The organism is Pseudovibrio sp. WM33, from assembly GCF_001623165.1.
Lineage (GTDB): Bacteria > Pseudomonadota > Alphaproteobacteria > Rhizobiales > Stappiaceae > Pseudovibrio.
This window is the reverse complement of sequence record NZ_LMCK01000027.1, coordinates 34,959-55,288: the sequence shown is the minus strand read 5'-3', so window position 1 is coordinate 55,288 and position 20,330 is coordinate 34,959. Positions and strand designations below refer to the sequence as shown.

Below are 20,330 nucleotides of genomic sequence, written 5' to 3'. Positions count from 1 at the left end.
AGAGAAACCGCCTAAAGATCAGGCCAGCTGCTCAAGCAGCTGCGCCAGATACTCAGGTTCATCCAGATGGTTCTCAACCATCAGCTCAAACTCTTTGTAAGTAGCCACATATTGTACAGCTGCCATAAGCGCCCGTATTTCGCTTTCGCGCCTTGCAAGCGGATGAGATGAGCCTTTCAATCCTGTGAAATAAGCATCAACAAACGCCTCACCAAGAGATTTATCGATCTCGCACAGGAATGGATAAACGCCAGCAACATCATATACTGGCAGGTCCCACCGGCATTCATCCCAGTCAAGCACACCGACCAACTCGCCAGAATTCTCGCTGATGAGCGTGTTGGGCGGTCCAAAATCACCATGGATCAGGTGCTTTGTCTCATTCAGGTTTCCAAGTTTACCCAGCGCTTCATCAAGCCCCGTCTCCATATCTGCCCAATAAGCAGAGCTCAGATACTTGGCATCGATGTTCTTGGAAGCTTCCAACTCAGAAAGCGCGGCCAACAAGGCAGCTCCTGATTTCAACGTCTCTTTGCTAACACCCGGACGTTCTTGTTCCGCAAATCGAAACGCATCTCGCTCCTCCCAAAGCTTGATGTGCAGATTTGCCAAGGCCTGACCACTTTGACTGCAGGTCTCTACCTTATCCAGTGGCGGCGTCTCACCTTCGATCAACTCAAAGACTGAGTAGTAAGCACCCTCAACCTCGGTCAAACGCTCCTGATTAACGCCATAAAGCGCCTTCGGAACCTCATATCCGATTATATCGTGCAGCAAATCCAGACATTTGAATTCTGAAAGGATCTGCTCTTCAGTTCTATTTGGATTGTGACGACGAAGAACAACAGGCTCCTCCCCGTCTATTTCTCCCAACCAGGTTTCATTGGCATGGCCCTCTCCAAATGAGGACCACCTGGTATTTTCTGGCAAGGCAAAAGCTTCATCAAGGAGCTTGATTTCCTGCTTATTCATTTGCTTCCCCCATTAACTCGCCAAAATCTCCCAATGCATAGCGCGTATTGCCATCACGACCCGTTACTCGTTCTGCATTCAACATTGAATTGACGATAGCTTCCTCTGTAACTTCTGCAGTCGCTCTAAACACCCTGTCAATTCGCCGCTCATCCACTTGTTCCACCGAATGCGTGCGTTTTCTGCTCTTTGTGTCCACTGGATCCGCAGTTGTGAATGCTAAAGCTATATCGCCACTTCCATGACCAAGAAATGAACCAGTTCGTGCAAGTCCTACAGAAGTTCTCTTGGCAACCCGCTTCAGTTGACGCTCGCTAAGCGGAAGATCCGTTCCGATGATCATGATGATAGACCCTTTTTCAGGTCCGCTTTCATCACGTGCCAGCTTCTCTTCAATCTGCGGGCCAATATGTTGTCCAGCCAATGTAAAGTCTGGCATCCGCCCCATATTGGAAAGCACCAGAGCACCCAGATGGTACTCTTTGTTGCCAAGCTTCACCTGACGAGAAGCACTTCCGATGCCCCCCTTCAGGCCGTAACAGGACATCCCACGCCCCGCACCAACCGCACCTTGCTCAAACTCTTCAGAGACCGCTCCAATCGCGTCCAGAGCATGCTGTGGGCGTACATACAACGCACTGATCTTGTTCAGGAAAGCATCATTACATTCAAACACCACTGGATTGATCGTACCCATCACGAAGTCAATATCCGGCGTTTCTGCCAGTGTATGCTGGATCAAACCTTCACTCACCGCACCAACGCTTAGCGTGTTCGTCAAAAGGATTGGTGTTTCCAGCTCTCCCAGCTCTTCAACCTGCACCAACCCAACACTCTTGCCAAAACCATTAAACACATGAGAAGCCGCACGCGTTCTCAGATTAAAGGCATTCTCATTATGAGTGGTAATCGCGGTCACGCCAGTCTGACAATCACCATCAGTCAGTGTCACATGCCCGACTTTGACACCCGGAACATCACAAATTGTATTCCGCTGCCCCTTTGGCAAAGACCCAATATTGATTTTCTGAAACATTCCAACCTCTGGCACAAATAGTATTCCACTCAGATGATACCAGTCCTATTTCATAGTTAAAAAGCAAACAACGCCACTAAAAGATTTACCAGCTCATTACAGAGAAGGTCTGCGGCGATATTGGCCGACCAATTTAATCATCAAAGCGGCGCCTCTTTGTAAATTGAATAATTTCCCATATTTAGTTCATCAAGAATTTCAATAAAATCAACGAAAATAAGTGTAAGCAGCTAATTGCAAAATACCCTAAAATATCGGAAAATGGTCTACCAATTAGCTGCCACAAAACTCCCAGCATCAGAATCTTTCCTGCATCATAGCAACCGCTCCTCTTGCAGGGAACTGAAAGGACTGGCCAAAAGTGACGCATGCTGCCTGATACACTTTGAACAATGAGGACAAAATGACCGCAGAAATCATCAGCTTTGGGGAGCCATTGTTCGAGTTCAATCAGGTCAAGGAATACAGCGGAGAAGGCCCAGACTACCTGTCAGGCTTTGGGGGAGATGCCTCCAATTTCGCATGTTGCGCAGCTCGTCAGGGAGCAAACGTCGCTATCCTGACCCATCTGGGCGATGATGTATTCGGCAACAAATTCATCGATCTTTGGGAAAAAGAAGGTGTCAAGACGCATCTTGTCGAGCGTAATCCGATTGCGCCAACTGGCATCTACTTTATTTCTCACGATGAGCAAGGCCATCATTTCAGCTTCGCACGCAAAGGCTCTGCTGCCTCACAGATCACACCAGATCAACTGCCAGCAGATGCCATTCGTGCGGCCAAACTCTTCCATGTCACAGCCATTACGCAGGCCATTTCCACCAGCTCATGCGACAGTGTTTTCAAAAGCATTGAGATCGCTAAAGAAGGTGGCACCCTCACCTCCTTTGACACCAACCTGCGCCTGAAGCTCTGGGATTTGAACCGCGCCCGCGGCATCATCCACGAAACCGCCCGTCTTGTTGACTTCATCATGCCAAGTGTCGATGAAGCTGAAGTACTGACTGGCCTCTCAGATCCAGACAAGATCTGCGACTTCTACCTCAAACTGGGTTCAAAGAATGTCATTTTGAAGCTGGGCAAAGAGGGCGCGATGTACGCGACGGTCTCTGAGAGAAAGCGCGTTGCAGGCAACCCGGTAGAAGCCATTGATGCCACCGGCGCTGGTGACTGCTTCTCCGGTTCTTTCTTCACCAACGTTGTGGCCGGCAAGTCACTGGAAGACAGTCTCAAATACGCCAACGCAGCAGCAGCACTCACAACGCAAGGCTATGGAGCAGTCGCGCCAATCCCGAGACGCGATCAAGTCGAAGCCTTCATGCAAGACCGCAGTATTTGATAGCGAAATTGTGAGAGGGCTCGCAACAAATGAAGCGAGCCTTTTCTATTTGAACTGATCCCCAAAGAAGCCAATGTGATTTCGCATCTCACGACGTGCACCTTCAACATCGCGGGCTCTGATCGCATCCAGAATGGCCTTGTGCTCTTCAATCCCATGCCGACGTGCAAACTCAGGCAGCAACGGATACAGTCCCTTGCTCATATTCATACCAACAAGGATCTGCGGCTTCATGACTTCGTAAACAGCCGCTGCATACTCATTCTTGGCAGCCTTCACGACCGCAGCATGAAACCGCATATCGCCATCAATGGTGCCAACAGAGTCCAGTCCGTCACTGTGAATCTGCGCCAGCGCAGCATCCAACTCAGCCATCTCTTCATCTGTCCAGCGCTCAGCAGCCAACGCCGCCATCTCGCCCTCAAAGGCCATACGAGTTTCTTGGCATTGAATGACATCACCAATGCCGGAAATCGCAAACTCTCCCAGTGTGGGCGCAAAAGGCGTTGGAGTAACGTGCTCCCTGATGACAAAGCTGCCAGAGCCACGCACAGTCTTGATGTAGCCCTCTTTACGCAGGCGTTCCATCGCACCGCGCACAACGGGACGAGAGACTCCATAACGCTCGCAAAGCGCATTTTCTGTCGGAAGCTTAAGACCTTCCGGAAATTCTCCGGAGTCGACAGCATCTTTCATCTTGTCGTAAACCGCATTCGAGAGGTTTGCTGGACGGGCCACCACTCACACTCCAATTATTCTTGTTTTTTAAGCTACTTGCAGCCTTGGAAGTTTATTAATTTACAACAGCCGCCCTAAGCTAACAAGCTTGCCACCCTAAACCCGGCCCTTTGACGGCAAGCCTCTCAAACCAAATGAAGTAAATAGAAAAATCAGTTAGATAGAAGGATTCTAAAGGCTACGTCATAAGCGAACAACCATGTTCTCTAACCAGACTGCGACATTATGTAGTCTACTTATTTACAGCGCATCTTCCTAATATATCTGAGAGGGATTGTGGGGCCTCTCCAAGGTTGGGGGTGTTATTATGCGTCGACTTCCTTTTAAGACTATTCAGTGTGCGGCAACTGACTTCTGTGGCACCGTCGCTGTAACAAGTGTTCTTGTAGGCGTTCTCTATCTGATTTTCACATTCACATGAGATCAGCGAGTTTCTAACACGTTGCAATGCAGGCATCTGTGGGGCAGTCAGTACTCCCTACTGGCGAACGTCTGCAACTTGATGCATTCTTGACTTTGATGCTCAAGTAATCTTCAGATGATTGTTCTATGATCGATGTTCTTCAACTAAGCCCTTATGCACCCAATGAAATCAACGAGGAGCTGGAAAAATGCACCTCGCTTGCTCGCTATTGGGACCTTCAACAAAACGAAGAGCTGAGAGCTCAAACCTTGCCGAATATCCGCATCGTCGCAACCAAAGGCGATGTCGGCCTCTCCGGTGAGCTAATGGCAGAACTGCCAAGTCTTGAACTCATCGTGGTGTATGGCGCAGGTTACGATAAAATTGATCTGAAACAGGCCCGCGATCGCAACATTATCATCACAACCACACCTGACGCCTTGACCGAAGCCGTGGCTGACCACGTCGTGGCTCTTGCTCTGGCATCCTCACGTCGAATTGCGGAAGGAGATCGCTTTATCCGCAACGGCGACTGGCTCAACGGCAAATTGGGCATAGGCTACAGCCTGCGAGGCAAGACACTCGGCATTTTTGGATACGGCCGCATTGGCAGAAAAACCGCCGAAATATTGGGCGGCACATTTGGTATGCAGGTTTTGTACTGTGACCGCAGCGCAGACCCAAAACAAGACAGGCAGTGCCGATCCTCTCCACTGGAGTTGGCAAGTGAATCCGACGTGCTTGTTATTGCCGCATCTGGCAGTCCTGACACAAAAAATATTATAGATATTAATATATTAGAAGCCCTTGGACCAAACGGCCTGCTGATAAACATTGCCCGTGGTTCATTAGTAAACACTCAACATTTGATCACTGCACTTGAGAGTAGAAAACTGGGCGCAGCAGCATTGGACGTATTTCTGGATGAACCCAACGTTCCCAATGAGCTGATCAACTCACCATACACAACTCTGACCCCTCACCTCGCAAGTGCTACACGCGAAACCAGAGTAGAGATGGGGCGTCAAGTAATTGAAAATATTTCATCTTACAGGAAAAATGGAGAAGTATTTAACCGGCTAATTTTCTAATTTTGATGTAGACACAAAAATATTTACATAGAAAAAACAAAAATATAGCTCACACACACTCGCTACAGGTGTTATTGTTACCTGTGAGTTCCACTTACTTTATAAATAAAGCAAATTCATGCCTTTAAAAAAATCCAGAGTTACTGTGTCCGATATTGCGAAAGCGGCGGGCGTGTCAGTTGCGACTGTGTCGAATACCATAAATGACACAGGTCGCATGACGGAAGAAACCAAAGCTCGCGTAAAGAAAGCTATGCAAGAGCTGGGCTTTGTAAGAGATTACAACGCCGCCAAACTCCGGTCTGGCCGTTCCCGCCTTGTCGGTGTTCTCGTACCAGATATTTCAATTCCCTTTTACGCTGAGTTCTGCACGTCGTTAGAAGCAGCTCTCTCAGAACACGGCTATCTGCCGGTCATCGCAAATGTTGGCGAAGACACCAAGCGCCAGCAAACTATGCTTGAGGAAGTCATCGGCCATGGCGTTGCAGGCATTGCAATCAGCCCAAGCGCAGGCACGAAAAGAAGTGACTTCGAGATCGCCAACACACGCAGAATTCCCGTTGTCACCTTCTGCCGGGAAATTGAAGGTCTGGCGATGGACTACATTGGGTCCAACAACTATCAGGCTGCTCAACTGGCCACAAAACATCTGCTTGAGCAAGGCCACCGTAAATTCGCGATGATTGCAGGCCTACAGGAAACCATGCCGGGCCGAGAACGCAAACGCGGCTTCCATGACGCCTTAAAAGCAGCAGGCATTCCTGAATCTGACATCCATGTAGAAGTATGCGGCTTTGACCGCGAATGTGGACGCATAAAAGCGCAGCAGCTCCTCTCAAACAAGACTGAGTTCACTGCCCTGCTCTGCCACAATGACCTTGTCTCAGTGGGCGCGGCTGCAGAACTCAAGAAAGCAGGCAGGAACATAGGCGAAGACTTGGCCGTCGTCGGCTTCGACAACCTGCCAGAGGGCGAAGCGTGGACACCTGCACTCACCTCAGTAGAAAGCTACCCGCGCACCATCGGCAAAGACGTTGCCAACTTGCTCATCAAACGCCTTGACGGAGAACCAACCCCAACCACCACAGAACGGGTAGAGCCGCATTTGTTGGTACGCGGCTCTTCCAGCTTCAGGATTTAAGAGTCCTTATTCAGGACGCGGCTCGTCCCAAAGGGTTTCCCAGGTGTACGGGCTGCCGGACAAGAAGTACTCATCGCCTGGAATAAAGCGATGGTTCTTATCAATATGCGCGATGCGGGACATGTCGTGCTCATCAAGATCGCACTCCAACGCCGCAAGGTTCTGCGCCAAACGCTCAGGGTTGCCTGACTTTGGTACAACGATAACGCCGTTCTGGATCGCCCATTTCAGCACCACCTGAGATGTCGTCGCGCCATGCTTCCCGGCAACCTCTTCAATCACTGGGTGGGCGAGAACAACATCCTGCTTCTGCGCGTCCGTCAGATCCGCAGGAACACCACGCCCAAGCGGAGAATAAGCGGTCAGCGCAATATTGTTGTGCAGGCAGTAAGAGCGAAGATCATTCTGCTGTAGGAAAGGATGCAACTCCACCTGATTAACAGCCGGAACAACCCGTGCTTCCATGATCAGGTCTTCCAGCTTATGCGTGCTGAAGTTTGAAACACCGATTGTGTTCGCCAAACCATCATCAAAGCACTCTTCCAACGCCCGCCATGTATCCATCAGCGGCACGTCCTCAAGCGAGTAATAATCTGCTGAGCTGGTAGGCTTCTTCACGCCCGTCTTCAGCGCCACAGGCCAGTGCATGAGGTAAAGATCGAGATACTCCATCTGAAGATCCGCAAGCGTCTTTTCCAGCGCGCCTCTCACATCTTCAGGCTTATGAAAGCTGTTCCATAGCTTGGAGGTGATGAAGAGTTCGCTGCGCTTGATGCCCTCTTCCTTCATGGCATCAGCAATCGCCTGCCCAATCTCAGCTTCATTGTCGTACATCATCGCACAATCGATGTGACGATACCCAGCCTTCAATGCCGCACGAAGTGCAGGATAAGTCTTACCCTCTCCAAAGTTCACCGTACCAAGGCCCAGCATTGGCATCTTGTAACCGGTAGAAAGTGTCTTGGATCGCATGATGCCCCCTCAAAAAAGAAAACCTGCCAGCAAACGCCAGCAGGTTTCCTTACAACGTATTCAGCACCAGATAAATACCGATGCACATCACGAGATTTGGTTTCGCTTCATTTGAGAGCCGAAACCTCAAGCCACGTATTTGCTCAGCACTTCAAGAGCTGCCAACTTGCGGGAAAGATCCCCATCCAGCCATTGCTCCATAGCGCCAAGAACATTCTCCTGAGCATAACAACGCAAACACGTTGCTGCTCCGGGAATGAGAACGCCATTTTCCATCTGCGCAGCCTCAAAGATCTCGTCCAGATTACTAACATCTGAGTTTGCACTCACAAGCTCCAGAGCAGTCACACGCAAGCGACGGCGCGGGCTCTTAAGATAGCTACGCACATCAATGTTAGCATCAGGTTTTCCGGCCAAAACCTTTAGTGCGGAGGCAGAGACAGCGTCGGTCTTGTCCTTCAGCGCTGCCGTCACAACCTTCTCAGCTTCTGGATTTGAGGAGGTGCCAAGCAGCTCAACACGCATTGCACGCACAGCAACATCATTCTCTGGCGGCAAAGCAAGGATACGCTCGATCGCGTCCTCAGAAAGCTCAAGCCCGTTTTCAACCAGATGAACGAGGCTCTGACTTGCAGCAAACCGAACCTGCATCTGACGATCAGACAAAGCAGACACCAGCGCATCAATCAGTTCTGGACGCTTAGCATCACCACAAATGCGCAGAGCCAGCAGACGGATGTCCAAAGCAGGATCATCCGGACGCCCCGGTACAACGCGCTTCTTCTCAATCAGCTCATTTGCCAACTCAAGGAAGTGCATGTCCTTCTTGCCAAGATCGACGGGCTCTTCAGCCAACTTCTCAATCTCGTCCTCAGTGTTCAGGATCGCACCAAGTGTTGAACCCGGGAAGGCAACAACATTGTCAGGCAGATCTTCAACATTCTCAATAGCGCCCTCTGGCACGTCTTCAGCAACAACTGGATCAACACCAGCAGTGACCTTGGCAACCAGCTCTTCAGCAGAAGGCTCTTCGGCTACAACATCTTCCTCAGCCACAACTTCATTCGGCGCCTGAGGCTCAATCACATTGCCTTCGCGGTCGATCTGAATGCGCGGCTGCTTGCCGTCACCCTTGCCATTGCTACCGAGATCGGACGGATCCTTCTCTTTTGCGCTATCGAGAATATCCTGATCATGCGCTTCTGGCATCAGCTTGCCAGAAACTGCCCAAACCAGTTGTACAGCAGCATTGTCCGCAATATCGCCCTCACCTTCAGCCAGCTTGGCCAGAGAGTTCAAAGCAGCAAGACGGATTTCCTGTTCTGCACTTGTCACCTGCTCCTGCAAAACGGCTAAACCATCAACACTCGGCTTCTCACCGTGAAGCACAATAAACGCCTTCAACACCGCCTCTTCTTGACGGTGGACAGCAATCTCGCTCAACAAAGCTGTCGCAGCTTCAGTCTCAACTTTCGCAAGCACAGGCACCAGCGCAGCAACAAACGCATCACTCGCACTGCGCAAAGAGCGTTCAATCCGCTCAATCAGCGCATCCGGTTTGGTGATATCAGAAGAAGCCATCCGCCCAAGCGCCATAATACGCAGGGTTTCTTCCTCGTCTTCAAAAGCAACCGTTTCAAGCTTTGAATAGGAAAGTTTGCCAGATGCCTTCAGCGCCAAGCGACGCATTTGCGGTTCACTATCAGCCAACAACACAGCCAGGTCAGCTTCCTCACCACGGGCCATCAGCACTTCAGCTGCAGCAACACGCACATCGGGATCAGCATCTGCGAACAAAACGCGTAGGATCTCACCAACCCGCTCATCCTTCGCTGAGGAAAGCGCCCGAGCCGTATGTTCACGCACACGCGCAGACGCGTCCGTCGCCAGGGATGCCAGTTCAAGCAGTCCAGCAACCCCCATTTCAGAAAGCGCCATGGTCACTTCCGGCCAGACTTCCTGACCAAATGGATCGCGTGCAGCTTCCAACAAAGCCGCAGCAGATGCTTCACATTTCAACGTACCAAGCGCCAGAATGGATTTTCGCTGCACATCCAGCCAGTCATCCCATTCAGCGCCGTAACCGTCCCATGCAACATCATCTTCGCAACGGTCTTTAGCCAGCTTCGTCAGCCAGTCTTCCGCAACTGTCCCGCCAACAATTGCAAGTCCGTCAATGGCAGAAAGCTTCACTTCCAGCACTGGATCGTTCTGCAAACTCCACAGCAGAACATCAGCATCCAGGCCCTTGCCTGCACTGATAAGAGCTTCAACCGCATCACTGCGAACGTCTTCATCTTCATCCCGCAGAGCTTCTGCAAGTGCTGCCTGAGCAGTCGAAGTGCCAAATTTCCCAAGAATTTGAGCGGACAAACACTTTTCGCGCTCTTCGCCGTTTGCAAGCAACTCACACAGGATTTTTACGAGCTTTTCAGTAGCTTCACTCTGCTCCACTGCAAAATCCTGATCTAAATGCCTGATGGAAACCGTCATGATTGGCTTTTCTCCTCAAGCGTATTCCCGAGTAGTGGACTCCGGTTTTCGGGCAAGAATACGCAAAACAAAAACTTAAAGCAGGTTGAAAACAAGCTGATTTAAGGCCCACTTCTGCAAAACGGCTCAAGCTCGCAAGCCCCTTTGCACAAGCGGAAAAGAACTGGCGGGGTAGCCCCGCCAGCTCCTGATTTCCTATGCAATATCGCGACGTGCGAAAGACATAGACCGGAAACTATCCTTGTATGGGCTTGTGCCGATCTTTTTGATGCGACCAACACCCATCTTGTAGTTGTAGTTACCGCTGATCCAGTCCACCACGCGGCCAGACAGAGCATTTGCTGGCTGTGCAGTGTGCAGGAAGTCCATGTAAAGCATGCCCTTCTTCAGCGCCGGGGTAACAATTGCTACCGCAGTAATAGCGCCTTCAGTCAGCTCGATATGGCCTTCATCCATCAGTTTGGTAAAGGTGAAGTCATCGCCTTCGATGCCCACTGTGGTGTCTGTCTGAACCGGAATACGGTCAGAGAAGAGCATCACATAGTCACCATTCTCGATACCGCGCTCTTTCGCATCATCTGGGTGGATTTCAACCCAGTTTTCAGGCCAGCGCTGCACGATGTAAGGACGACGGCGGTCATCATAACCAGACTGCCAACGCTCGTTGATACGACCGGAAGTCACCCAAAGCTCATCATCCTTAGGCTTCATCCATGCCCAGTAATCGGAGAACAGGCTCCATGGGCTCTTCTGGATGTTGCACTTACCAGTTTGAGAGTTGAAGTGAGTAAGCTTCTTGTTGTAGCGGTTGGAACCGGTTGGACCAGTCGCTGACAGTTCACGGGTTGTGTCATGCAAGCGCTGGGTACCCTGAAGGGTTCCGTCTTCGAGCATAACAACTGGGCCCTGAATACCGTCAGTACCGAACTCAGCAAACTTCTCGTGAAGAGTTTTGCCTTCCTTCTGAGCAGCAACCTTCAGCATAAAGAAGTCTTTACGGCTGCCACGGGAGAAGCGGGCTGCTTCTTCAAGTACCTCGTTGGAGTCTTTCCAATCGTACCCTTTGAAGCCCATTTTCTTCGCGAGGTTCGCAACAATCCACCAGTCAGGTTTCGCTTCACCCGGTGCATCGTAGAATTTTGGATACAGACGCAGACGACGCTCACCGTTTGCACGGGTGAATGTATCTTCGCCCCAACCAGCAGCTGGGAAGACGATATCTGCGAAACGTGCACCAATTGGATCTACGAGGTAGATGTCCTGGTTCACCACAACCATACCACCGCTATCTACACGCTTTTTCAGAGTGTCGATGATGGTTTGCTTGTCGTAAGAACGCACCTGATTTGGGTTCTGAACGGTCAGCTCTTCAAACTTTGCAGCAAGAGACTGGGAACCACACATGGACTGAATCCAGGTGTTACCAATCACGTGAGCAAAGCGGGTGTGACCACTCATCAGATACCGGTCGGTATCCATTGCGCGACGACGACGGCCTGGCAGCTTCTCAGGAGACTTGTTGCGTGGGTAAGACCCACCCTTCAAGCCACCACGCTGGTGACCACCAGCACGGCCAATGACCTGCCCCGGACGACCGCCACAACCCGTGATAATACCAAGAGACGAAATCGCATTGGTGTTACCGGTGTTGTTGGACCAGTAGAAGCCCTTTTCGATCATAATGGACGTCTTAGGACGGGAGCCATCATCACGAGGTTTAGCCATCCACTCAGCAGCCTTGTAGATTTTCTCTACATCGATCTGAGCAGTTTCAGCAGCTGCGGTTGGCTCAAACTCATCCTGAGCCATCAGCCACTTAACAAAGTCGTCGTAACCTTTGGTCTGGAATTTGCCCCAGGTCGTACGCCACTGCCATGGAGTGTTACGAGTACCCTGACCGAAGCCTGAGGAGCTCTCCCACTTGTTGTTGACCCAATCGCGGATCCATTCAGCGTCCTGCCAACCATTTTCGATGATCACACGAGCAATCGCGTTCACAACGAGAAGGTCAGTACCCGGCTGGATGTCTAGCCACAGACCACCATTCTTCTCCGCATAAGCCACACCAGCAGTACGGCGCGGAATCATGAAGATTGTCTTTTGACCGTTCTGGATGGCTGGCATAATCCAGTCAGTGAACAGAATGGTCTTGGACTCGTATGGATCGGTACCGCAGATCATCAAAGTCTCGGCATCTTTCCAGTCCTGATAAGAAGGACCAAAGTTGTCGAAACCAGCATCACGGAAGCCCGGAGTGGACGTCACATCAGATGGAGTGTCGTGGAATGTGAAGTTCGCAGTGCTAACAGAGCGAAGAGCATACTTGGAAATCGCGTAGGTGTTTTCCATGTAGCCGTAGGAGAATGTTTTCACGCAGAAAGCGTTCTCGCCGTGCTTCTTGATAGTGTGCTTACCAACTTCCGCTGCAATTTCCAACGCCAGATCCCAGGTGACCGGCATCAAAGTGCCGAACATGCGGATCATAGGAGACTTCAGACGATCACGAGTTGGGGTCTGAGGGTTGTAAACCTTCTTCGCCAGCGCACCACCACGGATGGAAGAGTTACCATTGATGTTTACATGCTTGGTATCTTTATCCGGAATGATGATCACATGGTGAGGTTCGCCCTTGTGCAGCACAACGTTGTACTGGTTCGGAGCAACCCATGGGCCTAGCGGATCAACCGGGAAATCGACGCCAAAGGCGTTTTCAGCGGCTTTTTCACCACCTACTTTTCCGGCCTTAACAGGCCAGCGATAGATCTTATAACCACACGCTACGATGCAATAATCACAAGCAGTGGAAAGAACATCAGCATCTACCGGAGGCAGCGGAATGTTTGTTCCAGGAATGTAGTAGGGAGTTGACATGATTTACTCCTCACCCTTTGAGATTGTCGTAGCGGCCATAGATCAGCCCGAACATACCAACAGCGTAAACATCGTCGCCGTCCAGCTCGAGAAGAACCTGAGGCAAGCTCTGGTAAGCCTGGCCGGAGATGAAGATACCGTGACGGGTTAGGTCAAAGGTGGTCAAATGCAGTGGGCATGGACCCAGAGCCTTATCACCTTTCTGATAGGTACCCTGCAGCGGACCACCCTGGTGAGTACAGGTGTAGTTGAACGCTACAATGTCCTTGTCAGAGCCAATACCGCCACCAGCTTCCTTGCCCAACTTAACAATCATGGACTCGCAATAAGCGCCTTCGTCCGGATAGTTAAAGTCGAGCGGTTCGTCTTCTTTCAGCTCAGAAAGCTTACAAATGAACTTGCGCTCATAAGTGGAGACCATCGCAGGCACCTTCGCAGAGGAAGGACCAGACTTGAGAGCCACCATAACGGTGAAGGTAGAAATACCGGAAGTCAGCAGGAACTGACGGCGTGTCATCACACAACGCTTGCCAGTTTTTGCAATTTCCTCAGGGCCGTTCACGACCTCAATCATCTCAGGAGAGACGGACTTAGGTTGATGTGTCATCTCCATCTCCTCTTAATTCGTTACAGCCGGAAGCGGTTCATACTCAGGAAGATCAGGTGTTTCCATGAGAAGACGCTCGCCAGTGAAGCTTTCTACGAAGGCCACCAGATCAGCTTTCTCTTTGTCGGTCAGACCGAGAGGCTTAATCAAGTCGGTTTTCGTTGCAGCCCAGTCGTTAGTGCCACCACCCTGGTTGTAGAATTCTACGACGTCTTCCAGAGTTTCCAGCATGCCGTTGTGCATGTAAGGAGCGGTGTACTTGGTGTAACGCAGAGAAGGCACACGGAACTTGCCGAGATCAGCATTCTGCTTGGTCACGAAGTAAAGGCCCGGATCGTCCTTCCACTTGCGGTATTTCTCTTCCGTGGAGCCTTTTGCAAAAAGCTCGAAGCGGAAGGTGATTTGCGCAAGTTCATCGTCTTCCCAACCGTCATAAGCTGGAACGCCGAGGTTGTAGTACTTCTGGTTGGAGATCAGAGCACCATCATGACAGGTAGAACAACCAGCCTTACCGGTGAACAGTTCCATACCGCGCTTCTGCTTATCACTCAGAGCATCATCATCGCCGAGCATGTACAGATCAAACGGAGTATCACGCTGAACGATTGACCGCTCAAATGCAGCAATCGCCATATAAGCGTCACGCATCAGAGGGTATTCGGTACCGAACACATCGTTGAAGCGCTCACGATACTCAGGAATAAACGCAAGGCGCGCTTCCATCATGTCGTCTTCACCGTTACCGGCAACACCACCACGAGCAGCTGTACGGGCTTCTGCTTCCAAAGATTTGGAAACACCAGTCCAGAACAGGTTACCGTAATACGCAGTATTCACGATTGTTGGTGAGTTACGCCAGTGAACTGTACCCGGATAGCCAAGAGAGATCTTGCCAGGGAAATCCCAGCCAAGCTCTGGCAAGTGACATGCCGAACATGGCATCGCACCGTTACCGGACAGACGTGGATCGAAGAACAGGAGCTTGCCCAGCTCAACCTTTTCAGGTGTCATTGGGTTATCTGGTGGAGAAGGAGGCTCACCCAAAGGAGCCAGTTCTGCCGGGCGTTTTTCAGCCGCTTGAACACCAGCTGCAACTGCAACAATGGAAACACCAGCAAGTGCAATCACACTAATGGTTTTTTTGAATGTTGTCATTTTAGCAGCCCCCTAGTTCTTCTTGTTTTTCCAGTCTTCGATCAACTCGTAAGAGTAGTCGTCGGCTGTCCAAACATATTCAGGAGTATCGAAGCTGTCGCCAGACAAAGTCTTCAGGAACGCGACCAGATTAGCCTTTTCGCTGTTCTTCAGATTGAGAGGCTTCAGACGTGAGTCTTTGTTGACATCATCACCGCCACCCTGGTTGTAGAAATCTACAACGTCTTCAAGTGTCGCCAGCATGCCGTTGTGCATGTAAGGCGCGGTATAAGTCAGCTCACGAAGAGTTGGGGTCAGGAAGGAACGCTTGTTCTCTTCTTTATGATCCCGGATGAATGCACCCTGATCTTCACGCAGGTTCATGTAGTTGTTAACGCCCATGAACTTCGCGTAGGTCACATAGGTGATGTGACGCAGAGGATCAGACCAGATATCAGGGTTGTTAGGAACACCGATATTGTGTGGCTGATCATCTGTGAAGCGGTTGCCGGAGTGACAGGAAGAACATCCTGCTTTGCCCATGAAGAGTTCATAACCGCGTCTCTCAGCCACGGTCAGCTCACCACGGTCAAACGCGGAACCTTGAGATGTAATGGATTTAAGGAATGCTTCTAAAGCACCACGAGCACCACCGTTAGATGGTTCGCCCTTACCCGCAGCTTTAAACATTTCAACGTAAACAGGATCTTGCTTCATGCGTTCCTGCATGATGCGCATATCCATGTTCATGATGTAGGTCTCTGTGATCATACCACGAGAGACATCGTTCAGGTTTGTACCTAAACGGCCATCATGCATCCAGGCTGCCCGGTGTCCGACATTCGCCAGTGTTGGCGTATTACGGAAACCTTCTGTACCTGTATATGCAGTAGAAAGCTTTTCGCCGTCTGTGAACCCCTTAGCTGGATCATGACATGTTGAACAGCTAAGGTTGGTGTCACCAGACAAACGGCTATCATAAAATAAGCGTTTTCCCAGTTCTACAAGAGCAGGTTTCTGCTCTATCTTTGCAACAGGCCCTAAATCTGTTGCGAATGCCGTAGTGCTTGTCATCAAAGCAATCGACATACTGACGAGAAGGCGCATTGTTACCCCCAGTTTGGCTGGGATGATACTAACAAGATTCGTTGTCAGGCAGCATCGATCCCCGAATACGCATTATTTCTGCATGGAGGTGAAGTACTTTCATTGATTGCAATCAGAAGTCAGATTTAGGAGTTCTAAAGAATGATATTTTTTCACGCTCATCCGGTAACAAAATGTTGAATAAAAGTAATCCTTGGAATATTGATTTATATCAATGTCCTTGACTGCAGGGGACTTTACGCCAAATCACGTAATAAGCGGGGAGCTTAACGCATGTCGGGGACAACCCCTCCAAAGATAGCGTCATCACTTGACCATCTTTCGTTTGAATGTGTTCAGGAATCCTGCGGTTTTAAGGGCGAGGAATGCCTTTGTCGTCCGATGCATCATCATTTCGAAAAAGCAGAATTACGTGCCGCCAGAACCATCGAGCTGAACGAGGGTGATCAACTGGCGCCAGAAGACTTTCCGGAACCTGTTGTATTCGCAGTTCTCAATGGCGTGATCGCTGTTGAGAGCCACTTAAGTGATGGACGCCGCTCCCTACTCACACTTCGCTTCCCAGGTGAGTATCTGGACATGAACCGTGCAGACCGTCACGCATCTGGTGAAGTCGTCGCTCTTGCGCCAACTTCAGTGAAGCTGGTTCCACGCAATGTCTTCGAAGAATTGCTGTTGCTGGACTCCAACCTGCGCCGCATCTACTGGCGCCGCGCGACTGATATCATGCACCAGCAGTTCGACCATTCCTCTGATCTGGGCAAGAAAACCCCAACAGAGCGCATGGCTTCCTTTATCTTTGAGCTCCGCAACCGCATGAGCATTCCACGCTTTGTGGAAGAGTTCACTCTGCCAATCTCCCGACAATCCATTGCTGACTATCTCGGCCTGCGTGCTGAGACCGTAAGCCGTGTTCTGAAGAGTTTGGAGAAGGAAGGCGCAGTCAAGCTCATTGGCAAGCACAAGATTGCCGTTCTGGACTTCAAAGGCCTGCGTAAAATCGCCAATGGAGCACGGCCGCGCCTGTCAAACCATCGCTGATCTGATCGCGCGACTTTAAGAGCTGGTCACAACGCCAGCTCTTCCCACCCTACTTACTCTTCTTCTACATTATTTATACGCGCAGTGATCTCATTCAGGCGTGTCAGGCTTTGCATCGTCATGGGCAGCATAATGGCCGCCTCCACGAACTCCCATGAGTAAGCCACGATGGAAAATATCATGCCTGTACTCATGTCAGGCAATCCAGCCGCCAGGATCAAATTGGACACAATAAACGCAATCTGAAACAGGAAAATCACACCATAAACGATGGCTTCCGTGTCAGAAAGACGAACTTCATGCATTCTTAGCGCACGCAGATGTCTCCAGACACCACGCCGACTCCCTCTCTCAAGCACATGCACCTGGTTCTCTGTCTCTGCATTCAGGGCGGAATTGAGTAAATAAAACCGACTGTTAAATGCCGAGTAAGTAAGCAGCATCAGAACGACGACAGTAAACGCCGACGTTGACAGCCACAAATGGAACCCTGCAAGCACCACGAGAGCGACAATAATCTGGATAACAGCTGAAAGCACTTCAGGTACTTCCTCCTCCAGATAGTCCACCAGCTCTCTGCTCATATTCAACCGCGCCGCTCGTTTCGAAACCGGCTTAGTCTGGTGCCTCTGATCCAGCTCCGCCCCCAAGTGGAGTCGGATTGTGCCATAGGCGCGGGTATCGTAAATCCGGCGCGCTACCGCGATCACCGTCAGCCCAACAAGAACACCACCCATTACAATGACATGGTCGAATGCCCCTTGAAGCAGGCCATCAATGGCAAACCCGATGAGCAACGGGATCAGTGCCATCAAGAAATTCTCTGCAAGAACACCCGCCCATGTAAGACAAATCCGATAGGGAAATGTCTTCACAAGGGTAGAAAGTCCAAGATGTCCTTCTAAACGCATGATGCCCTCAACACACAAATAATAAATTGTCATTTTAGATAATCTATTATCACACTGTGTCAAGGCCTGCTCATTCGGCAGTTAAGCAACCACCTCTTCAACACCAACCAATTCAAAGGAGCCAATCGGCGTCTCAACTCCGTTCAGCAACACTGCCAGCCGATGTTCTCCCTCATAATACCGACGTGTTGTGATTGGCCGAATGCTATGTTTGCCTGAAGCACGAAGCGTCTGCCCAGCGCTCAACTCGCCTCTCCGCCATTTGAACACCTTTGGGGCCAGTGCCCCATTCGCTTTGCGATGGTAGATGACAAAGTCGAGCACAAACGGAACTGCCTTCTCAGAGGCATTGCTTATCTCCGCAGAAAAGGTCAGCCCTGATCCATAGACCACCTGATCAGTATCCAAGGCACTGCGCACCACACGCGTATGCTCTGCATCATACCCCAGCACAGCGAGGCTCGGCAGATGAGCCGCCTTCACATTGCTTCGCAACGCATGCCTTACCAGCCGCAATCTGCGCTCGGTTGATTGCTCGAGCCAGCGCCCGCAAACCTCAGCAGTTAAATCAGGGTGATCCTTGGAAATGTCGTTCAGATGATTGGCAACAGACCGGCGCACATACTCAGTCTCATCATCTTTAAGCTTCTCTAACAATGGCAGGCACTTATCAGGGGTCTCGATAAAGCCCTTTAATCGCTGTCCCCATGGCAACCTTGGTCGTGTTCCTTCAGAAACAAGCCGCCGCACATGCGCACATTCATCCTCAGCCCACTCTGCAAGAAGCGTCATCACCTCCTCTTCATAGCGTTCAATAAACGGACGAATAGCAAACTCAGCTGAAAAGCGACGCGTCATCTCTTTCATAGCAGCCATAGAGAGCTCAAATTTCTCTAGGCCATAAAGCAACACATAATCGGAGAATGGCATTGTGACGAAGCCGGAAAGCCCGCTTCCATCATTCTCCCAGACTGGCTCATCCTCCATAGCCAATGGAGCGGAGAGCGTCGCCATCATAACCCGCAGCGCTTCGCTATAATCCTCAGGAAGATAACGACGCAAGCAACGCGCCAGATGGAGCGAGCGCTCTTTCAGCTCCAACTCACTCAATCCATCCATGGCTTCAACTGTGAAACGAGAAGCAATAAATGAGGGATGAACCTCTGCCAAAGCAGAGGCCATCCGTTCAATTGATGCTTGATTGAAGACCTCTTTAAAAGGCTCAGCCATAAGTACCCACCAGAATAAAGAATTCCATTGCACCAGCTTTGCGCGGCTGATGCTCACGGCTCATATCAATCAAAGAAAAATACGCCTGCCCGGCTTCATGTTGGCCAGCAGCAGCAAAAGCTTTCTCACTGGCACTGCTGTCTGCCCAAACAACAATATCAGCATAGGCACCATCCTCATGCTTCACCAAAGAACGGCGCACAAATCCTTTGTGCTCATTCAAAAACTCAGTCTGAAACCGCTCAGAAGCAGCAACAAGATCACTTTCACTCTTGCCCTCAGCAAGATGAAAAGGCGCAAACTCAATCACTTGGTTGGTCATCATTATTTTCCTTAAAAATTCGGATGACCTGCTTGTATGGGCATATATGTCATTTAACGTCATATTTCTTTTATGAGCAATGAAAGAAGCCGAGCAACCAGAGCAACAGCCCTAAAACGCCTTGATAGGCTTGAGCAGATTGAAGCGCTGCTCAAATCTGATGAGTGCCCGACAACGCATGATCTGGCAAATGAACTCGGGATCTCTCAGAGAACTCTGTTCCGGGATCTGGAACTGCTCCGCGAGCGTGGTTTGCCCATTGAGGCGGATAAAGGTCGCGGAGGCGGCATCCGACTTCAATCCCGCTGGGGTATCGGTCGGCTCAAGTTGGAATACAAAGAGGCGATAGACCTCCTTATCAGCCTCGCCATCGCAGAAAACATGCGCTCCCCTCTCCTGCTCGCCAGCCTGAAGCCGATCCGCCGTAAGTTGATAGCCTCCTTCTCTCCAGAGCTGCGCTCTCGCGTCGATACATTGAAGTCCCGCATCTGGATTGGCGAAACAGCCTCCCTTTATGTCTTTGGATCTTTTGAGGAATTTGACAGCGAAGCAATAAGTCCGGTCAACGAAGCCTTCTTGATGAGCAAGTACATCGACATCGCGTACAGCGATCAGAACGGCAAGCTATCCCACCGAACCATCGAGCCGCACTACCTCTTCCTGAGCTACCCTGTTTGGTACATCATGGCCTGGGACCACCTTCGCGATGCCGTCCGCACCTTCCGTTTAGACCGCATAAAATCCGCCCAAATGCACGACAAAAGCTTCACACAAAAACCCAAACAACCCTTCATAGACGCCATCGACGGCATAGAACCAACAACGCCTTAAGGGCTTTCGCATCTAGTCATCAAAGCTTCAACAAACATTCATAGGCCTGCCATGCGGTGCCCCTAACCAGAAAGCACTTAACCGCAAAACT

Annotated in this window: 17 protein-coding genes; 5 read left to right on the top strand and 12 right to left on the bottom strand. The window is 50.5% G+C overall.

The window, feature by feature from the left end; all coding sequences use genetic code 11:
• Positions 1–18 precede the first annotated feature (18 nt).
• Positions 19–972: a phosphotransferase enzyme family protein gene (locus PsWM33_RS07185; protein WP_063298724.1), complete on the bottom strand. Its 954-nt coding sequence runs from the start codon at positions 970–972 to the stop codon at positions 19–21.
• Positions 965–2,008: a DmpA family aminopeptidase gene (locus tag PsWM33_RS07180; protein ID WP_063299711.1), complete on the bottom strand. Its 1,044-nt coding sequence runs from the start codon at positions 2,006–2,008 to the stop codon at positions 965–967. Before PsWM33_RS07180 ends, PsWM33_RS07185 begins: the two co-directional genes overlap by 8 nt.
• 403 nt (positions 2,009–2,411) lie before the next feature.
• Between PsWM33_RS07180 and PsWM33_RS07175 the strand changes: the two genes are divergently transcribed.
• Positions 2,412–3,347: a sugar kinase gene (locus PsWM33_RS07175; RefSeq protein WP_063299710.1), complete on the top strand. Its 936-nt coding sequence runs from the start codon at positions 2,412–2,414 to the stop codon at positions 3,345–3,347.
• Positions 3,348–3,392: 45 nt separating this feature from the next.
• On the opposite strand, the gene PsWM33_RS07170 is transcribed toward PsWM33_RS07175, so the two are convergent.
• Positions 3,393–4,085, bottom strand: coding sequence for a FadR/GntR family transcriptional regulator (locus PsWM33_RS07170; RefSeq protein ID WP_063299709.1), 693 nt, complete (start codon positions 4,083–4,085; stop codon positions 3,393–3,395).
• A 549-nt stretch (positions 4,086–4,634) separates the two neighbouring features.
• Here PsWM33_RS07170 and PsWM33_RS07165 point away from each other — a divergent pair.
• Both PsWM33_RS07165 and PsWM33_RS07160 read left to right on the top strand, forming a co-directional pair.
• Positions 4,635–5,579, top strand: a complete 945-nt coding sequence (locus PsWM33_RS07165; protein ID WP_063299708.1) for a 2-hydroxyacid dehydrogenase — start codon at positions 4,635–4,637, stop codon at positions 5,577–5,579.
• Positions 5,580–5,724: 145 nt separating this feature from the next.
• The gene (locus PsWM33_RS07160) at positions 5,725–6,720 is read left to right on the top strand and encodes a LacI family DNA-binding transcriptional regulator (RefSeq protein WP_208994433.1); all 996 of its coding nucleotides are present in this window, start codon (positions 5,725–5,727) and stop codon (positions 6,718–6,720) included.
• Positions 6,721–6,726: 6 nt separating this feature from the next.
• Here the strand turns inward: PsWM33_RS07160 and PsWM33_RS07155 are convergent, their stop codons facing one another.
• The 6 genes from PsWM33_RS07155 to PsWM33_RS07130 form a co-directional block, all read right to left on the bottom strand.
• Positions 6,727–7,692 carry an aldo/keto reductase gene (locus PsWM33_RS07155; RefSeq protein ID WP_063299706.1) on the bottom strand — a complete coding sequence of 322 codons (966 nt, stop codon included), beginning with the start codon at positions 7,690–7,692 and terminating at the stop codon, positions 6,727–6,729.
• A 126-nt stretch (positions 7,693–7,818) separates the two neighbouring features.
• Complete coding sequence (locus PsWM33_RS07150) at positions 7,819–10,185, bottom strand: HEAT repeat domain-containing protein (protein WP_063299705.1); 2,367 nt, start codon at positions 10,183–10,185, stop codon at positions 7,819–7,821.
• Between the two features lie 195 nt (positions 10,186–10,380).
• Entirely contained in the window at positions 10,381–13,056 is a 2,676-nt protein-coding gene (locus tag PsWM33_RS07145; RefSeq protein WP_063299704.1) for an arsenate reductase (azurin) large subunit, read from the bottom strand.
• A 10-nt stretch (positions 13,057–13,066) separates the two neighbouring features.
• The gene (locus PsWM33_RS07140) at positions 13,067–13,663 is read right to left on the bottom strand and encodes an arsenate reductase (azurin) small subunit (protein ID WP_193757822.1); all 597 of its coding nucleotides are present in this window, start codon (positions 13,661–13,663) and stop codon (positions 13,067–13,069) included.
• Between the two features lie 12 nt (positions 13,664–13,675).
• Positions 13,676–14,818, bottom strand: coding sequence for a cytochrome-c peroxidase (locus PsWM33_RS07135; protein WP_063299703.1), 1,143 nt, complete (start codon positions 14,816–14,818; stop codon positions 13,676–13,678).
• A gap of 12 nt (positions 14,819–14,830) precedes the next feature.
• Positions 14,831–15,904, bottom strand: coding sequence for a cytochrome-c peroxidase (locus PsWM33_RS07130; protein ID WP_063299702.1), 1,074 nt, complete (start codon positions 15,902–15,904; stop codon positions 14,831–14,833).
• Positions 15,905–16,177: 273 nt separating this feature from the next.
• On the opposite strand from PsWM33_RS07130, the gene PsWM33_RS07125 reads away from it, so the two are divergent.
• A complete protein-coding gene (locus tag PsWM33_RS07125; protein WP_208985920.1) occupies positions 16,178–16,945 on the top strand; it encodes a Crp/Fnr family transcriptional regulator in 768 nt (255 codons plus the stop codon).
• A 53-nt stretch (positions 16,946–16,998) separates the two neighbouring features.
• Here the strand turns inward: PsWM33_RS07125 and PsWM33_RS07120 are convergent, their stop codons facing one another.
• From PsWM33_RS07120 to PsWM33_RS07110, 3 genes are all read right to left on the bottom strand, one after another.
• Positions 16,999–17,856 carry an ABC transporter six-transmembrane domain-containing protein gene (locus tag PsWM33_RS07120; protein WP_063299701.1) on the bottom strand — a complete coding sequence of 286 codons (858 nt, stop codon included), beginning with the start codon at positions 17,854–17,856 and terminating at the stop codon, positions 16,999–17,001.
• An 81-nt stretch (positions 17,857–17,937) separates the two neighbouring features.
• Positions 17,938–19,086 carry a DNA alkylation repair protein gene (locus PsWM33_RS07115; RefSeq protein WP_063299700.1) on the bottom strand — a complete coding sequence of 383 codons (1,149 nt, stop codon included), beginning with the start codon at positions 19,084–19,086 and terminating at the stop codon, positions 17,938–17,940.
• On the bottom strand, positions 19,079–19,408 hold the full coding sequence (locus PsWM33_RS07110; RefSeq protein ID WP_063299699.1) for a hypothetical protein: 330 nt from the start codon (positions 19,406–19,408) through the stop codon (positions 19,079–19,081). Before PsWM33_RS07110 ends, PsWM33_RS07115 begins: the two co-directional genes overlap by 8 nt.
• A gap of 72 nt (positions 19,409–19,480) precedes the next feature.
• Between PsWM33_RS07110 and PsWM33_RS07105 the strand changes: the two genes are divergently transcribed.
• On the top strand, positions 19,481–20,239 hold the full coding sequence (locus tag PsWM33_RS07105) for a helix-turn-helix transcriptional regulator (protein ID WP_063299698.1): 759 nt from the start codon (positions 19,481–19,483) through the stop codon (positions 20,237–20,239).
• The last annotated feature ends 91 nt before the right edge of the window (positions 20,240–20,330 follow it).

Coding starts and splice junctions, on each gene's coding strand:
- PsWM33_RS07185 (WP_063298724.1), bottom strand. CDS start 972: ATGAATAAGCAGGAAATCAAGCTCCTTGATGAAGCTTTTGCCTTGCCA.
- PsWM33_RS07180 (WP_063299711.1), bottom strand. CDS start 2,008: ATGTTTCAGAAAATCAATATTGGGTCTTTGCCAAAGGGGCAGCGGAAT.
- PsWM33_RS07175 (WP_063299710.1), top strand. CDS start 2,412: ATGACCGCAGAAATCATCAGCTTTGGGGAGCCATTGTTCGAGTTCAAT.
- PsWM33_RS07165 (WP_063299708.1), top strand. CDS start 4,635: ATGATCGATGTTCTTCAACTAAGCCCTTATGCACCCAATGAAATCAAC.
- PsWM33_RS07155 (WP_063299706.1), bottom strand. CDS start 7,692: ATGCGATCCAAGACACTTTCTACCGGTTACAAGATGCCAATGCTGGGC.
- PsWM33_RS07150 (WP_063299705.1), bottom strand. CDS start 10,185: ATGACGGTTTCCATCAGGCATTTAGATCAGGATTTTGCAGTGGAGCAG.
- PsWM33_RS07145 (WP_063299704.1), bottom strand. CDS start 13,056: ATGTCAACTCCCTACTACATTCCTGGAACAAACATTCCGCTGCCTCCG.
- PsWM33_RS07140 (WP_193757822.1), bottom strand. CDS start 13,663: ATGACACATCAACCTAAGTCCGTCTCTCCTGAGATGATTGAGGTCGTG.
- PsWM33_RS07135 (WP_063299703.1), bottom strand. CDS start 14,818: ATGACAACATTCAAAAAAACCATTAGTGTGATTGCACTTGCTGGTGTT.
- PsWM33_RS07130 (WP_063299702.1), bottom strand. CDS start 15,904: ATGCGCCTTCTCGTCAGTATGTCGATTGCTTTGATGACAAGCACTACG.
- PsWM33_RS07125 (WP_208985920.1), top strand. CDS start 16,178: ATGTCGGGGACAACCCCTCCAAAGATAGCGTCATCACTTGACCATCTT.
- PsWM33_RS07120 (WP_063299701.1), bottom strand. CDS start 17,856: ATGCGTTTAGAAGGACATCTTGGACTTTCTACCCTTGTGAAGACATTT.
- PsWM33_RS07115 (WP_063299700.1), bottom strand. CDS start 19,086: ATGGCTGAGCCTTTTAAAGAGGTCTTCAATCAAGCATCAATTGAACGG.
- PsWM33_RS07110 (WP_063299699.1), bottom strand. CDS start 19,408: ATGACCAACCAAGTGATTGAGTTTGCGCCTTTTCATCTTGCTGAGGGC.
- PsWM33_RS07105 (WP_063299698.1), top strand. CDS start 19,481: ATGAGCAATGAAAGAAGCCGAGCAACCAGAGCAACAGCCCTAAAACGC.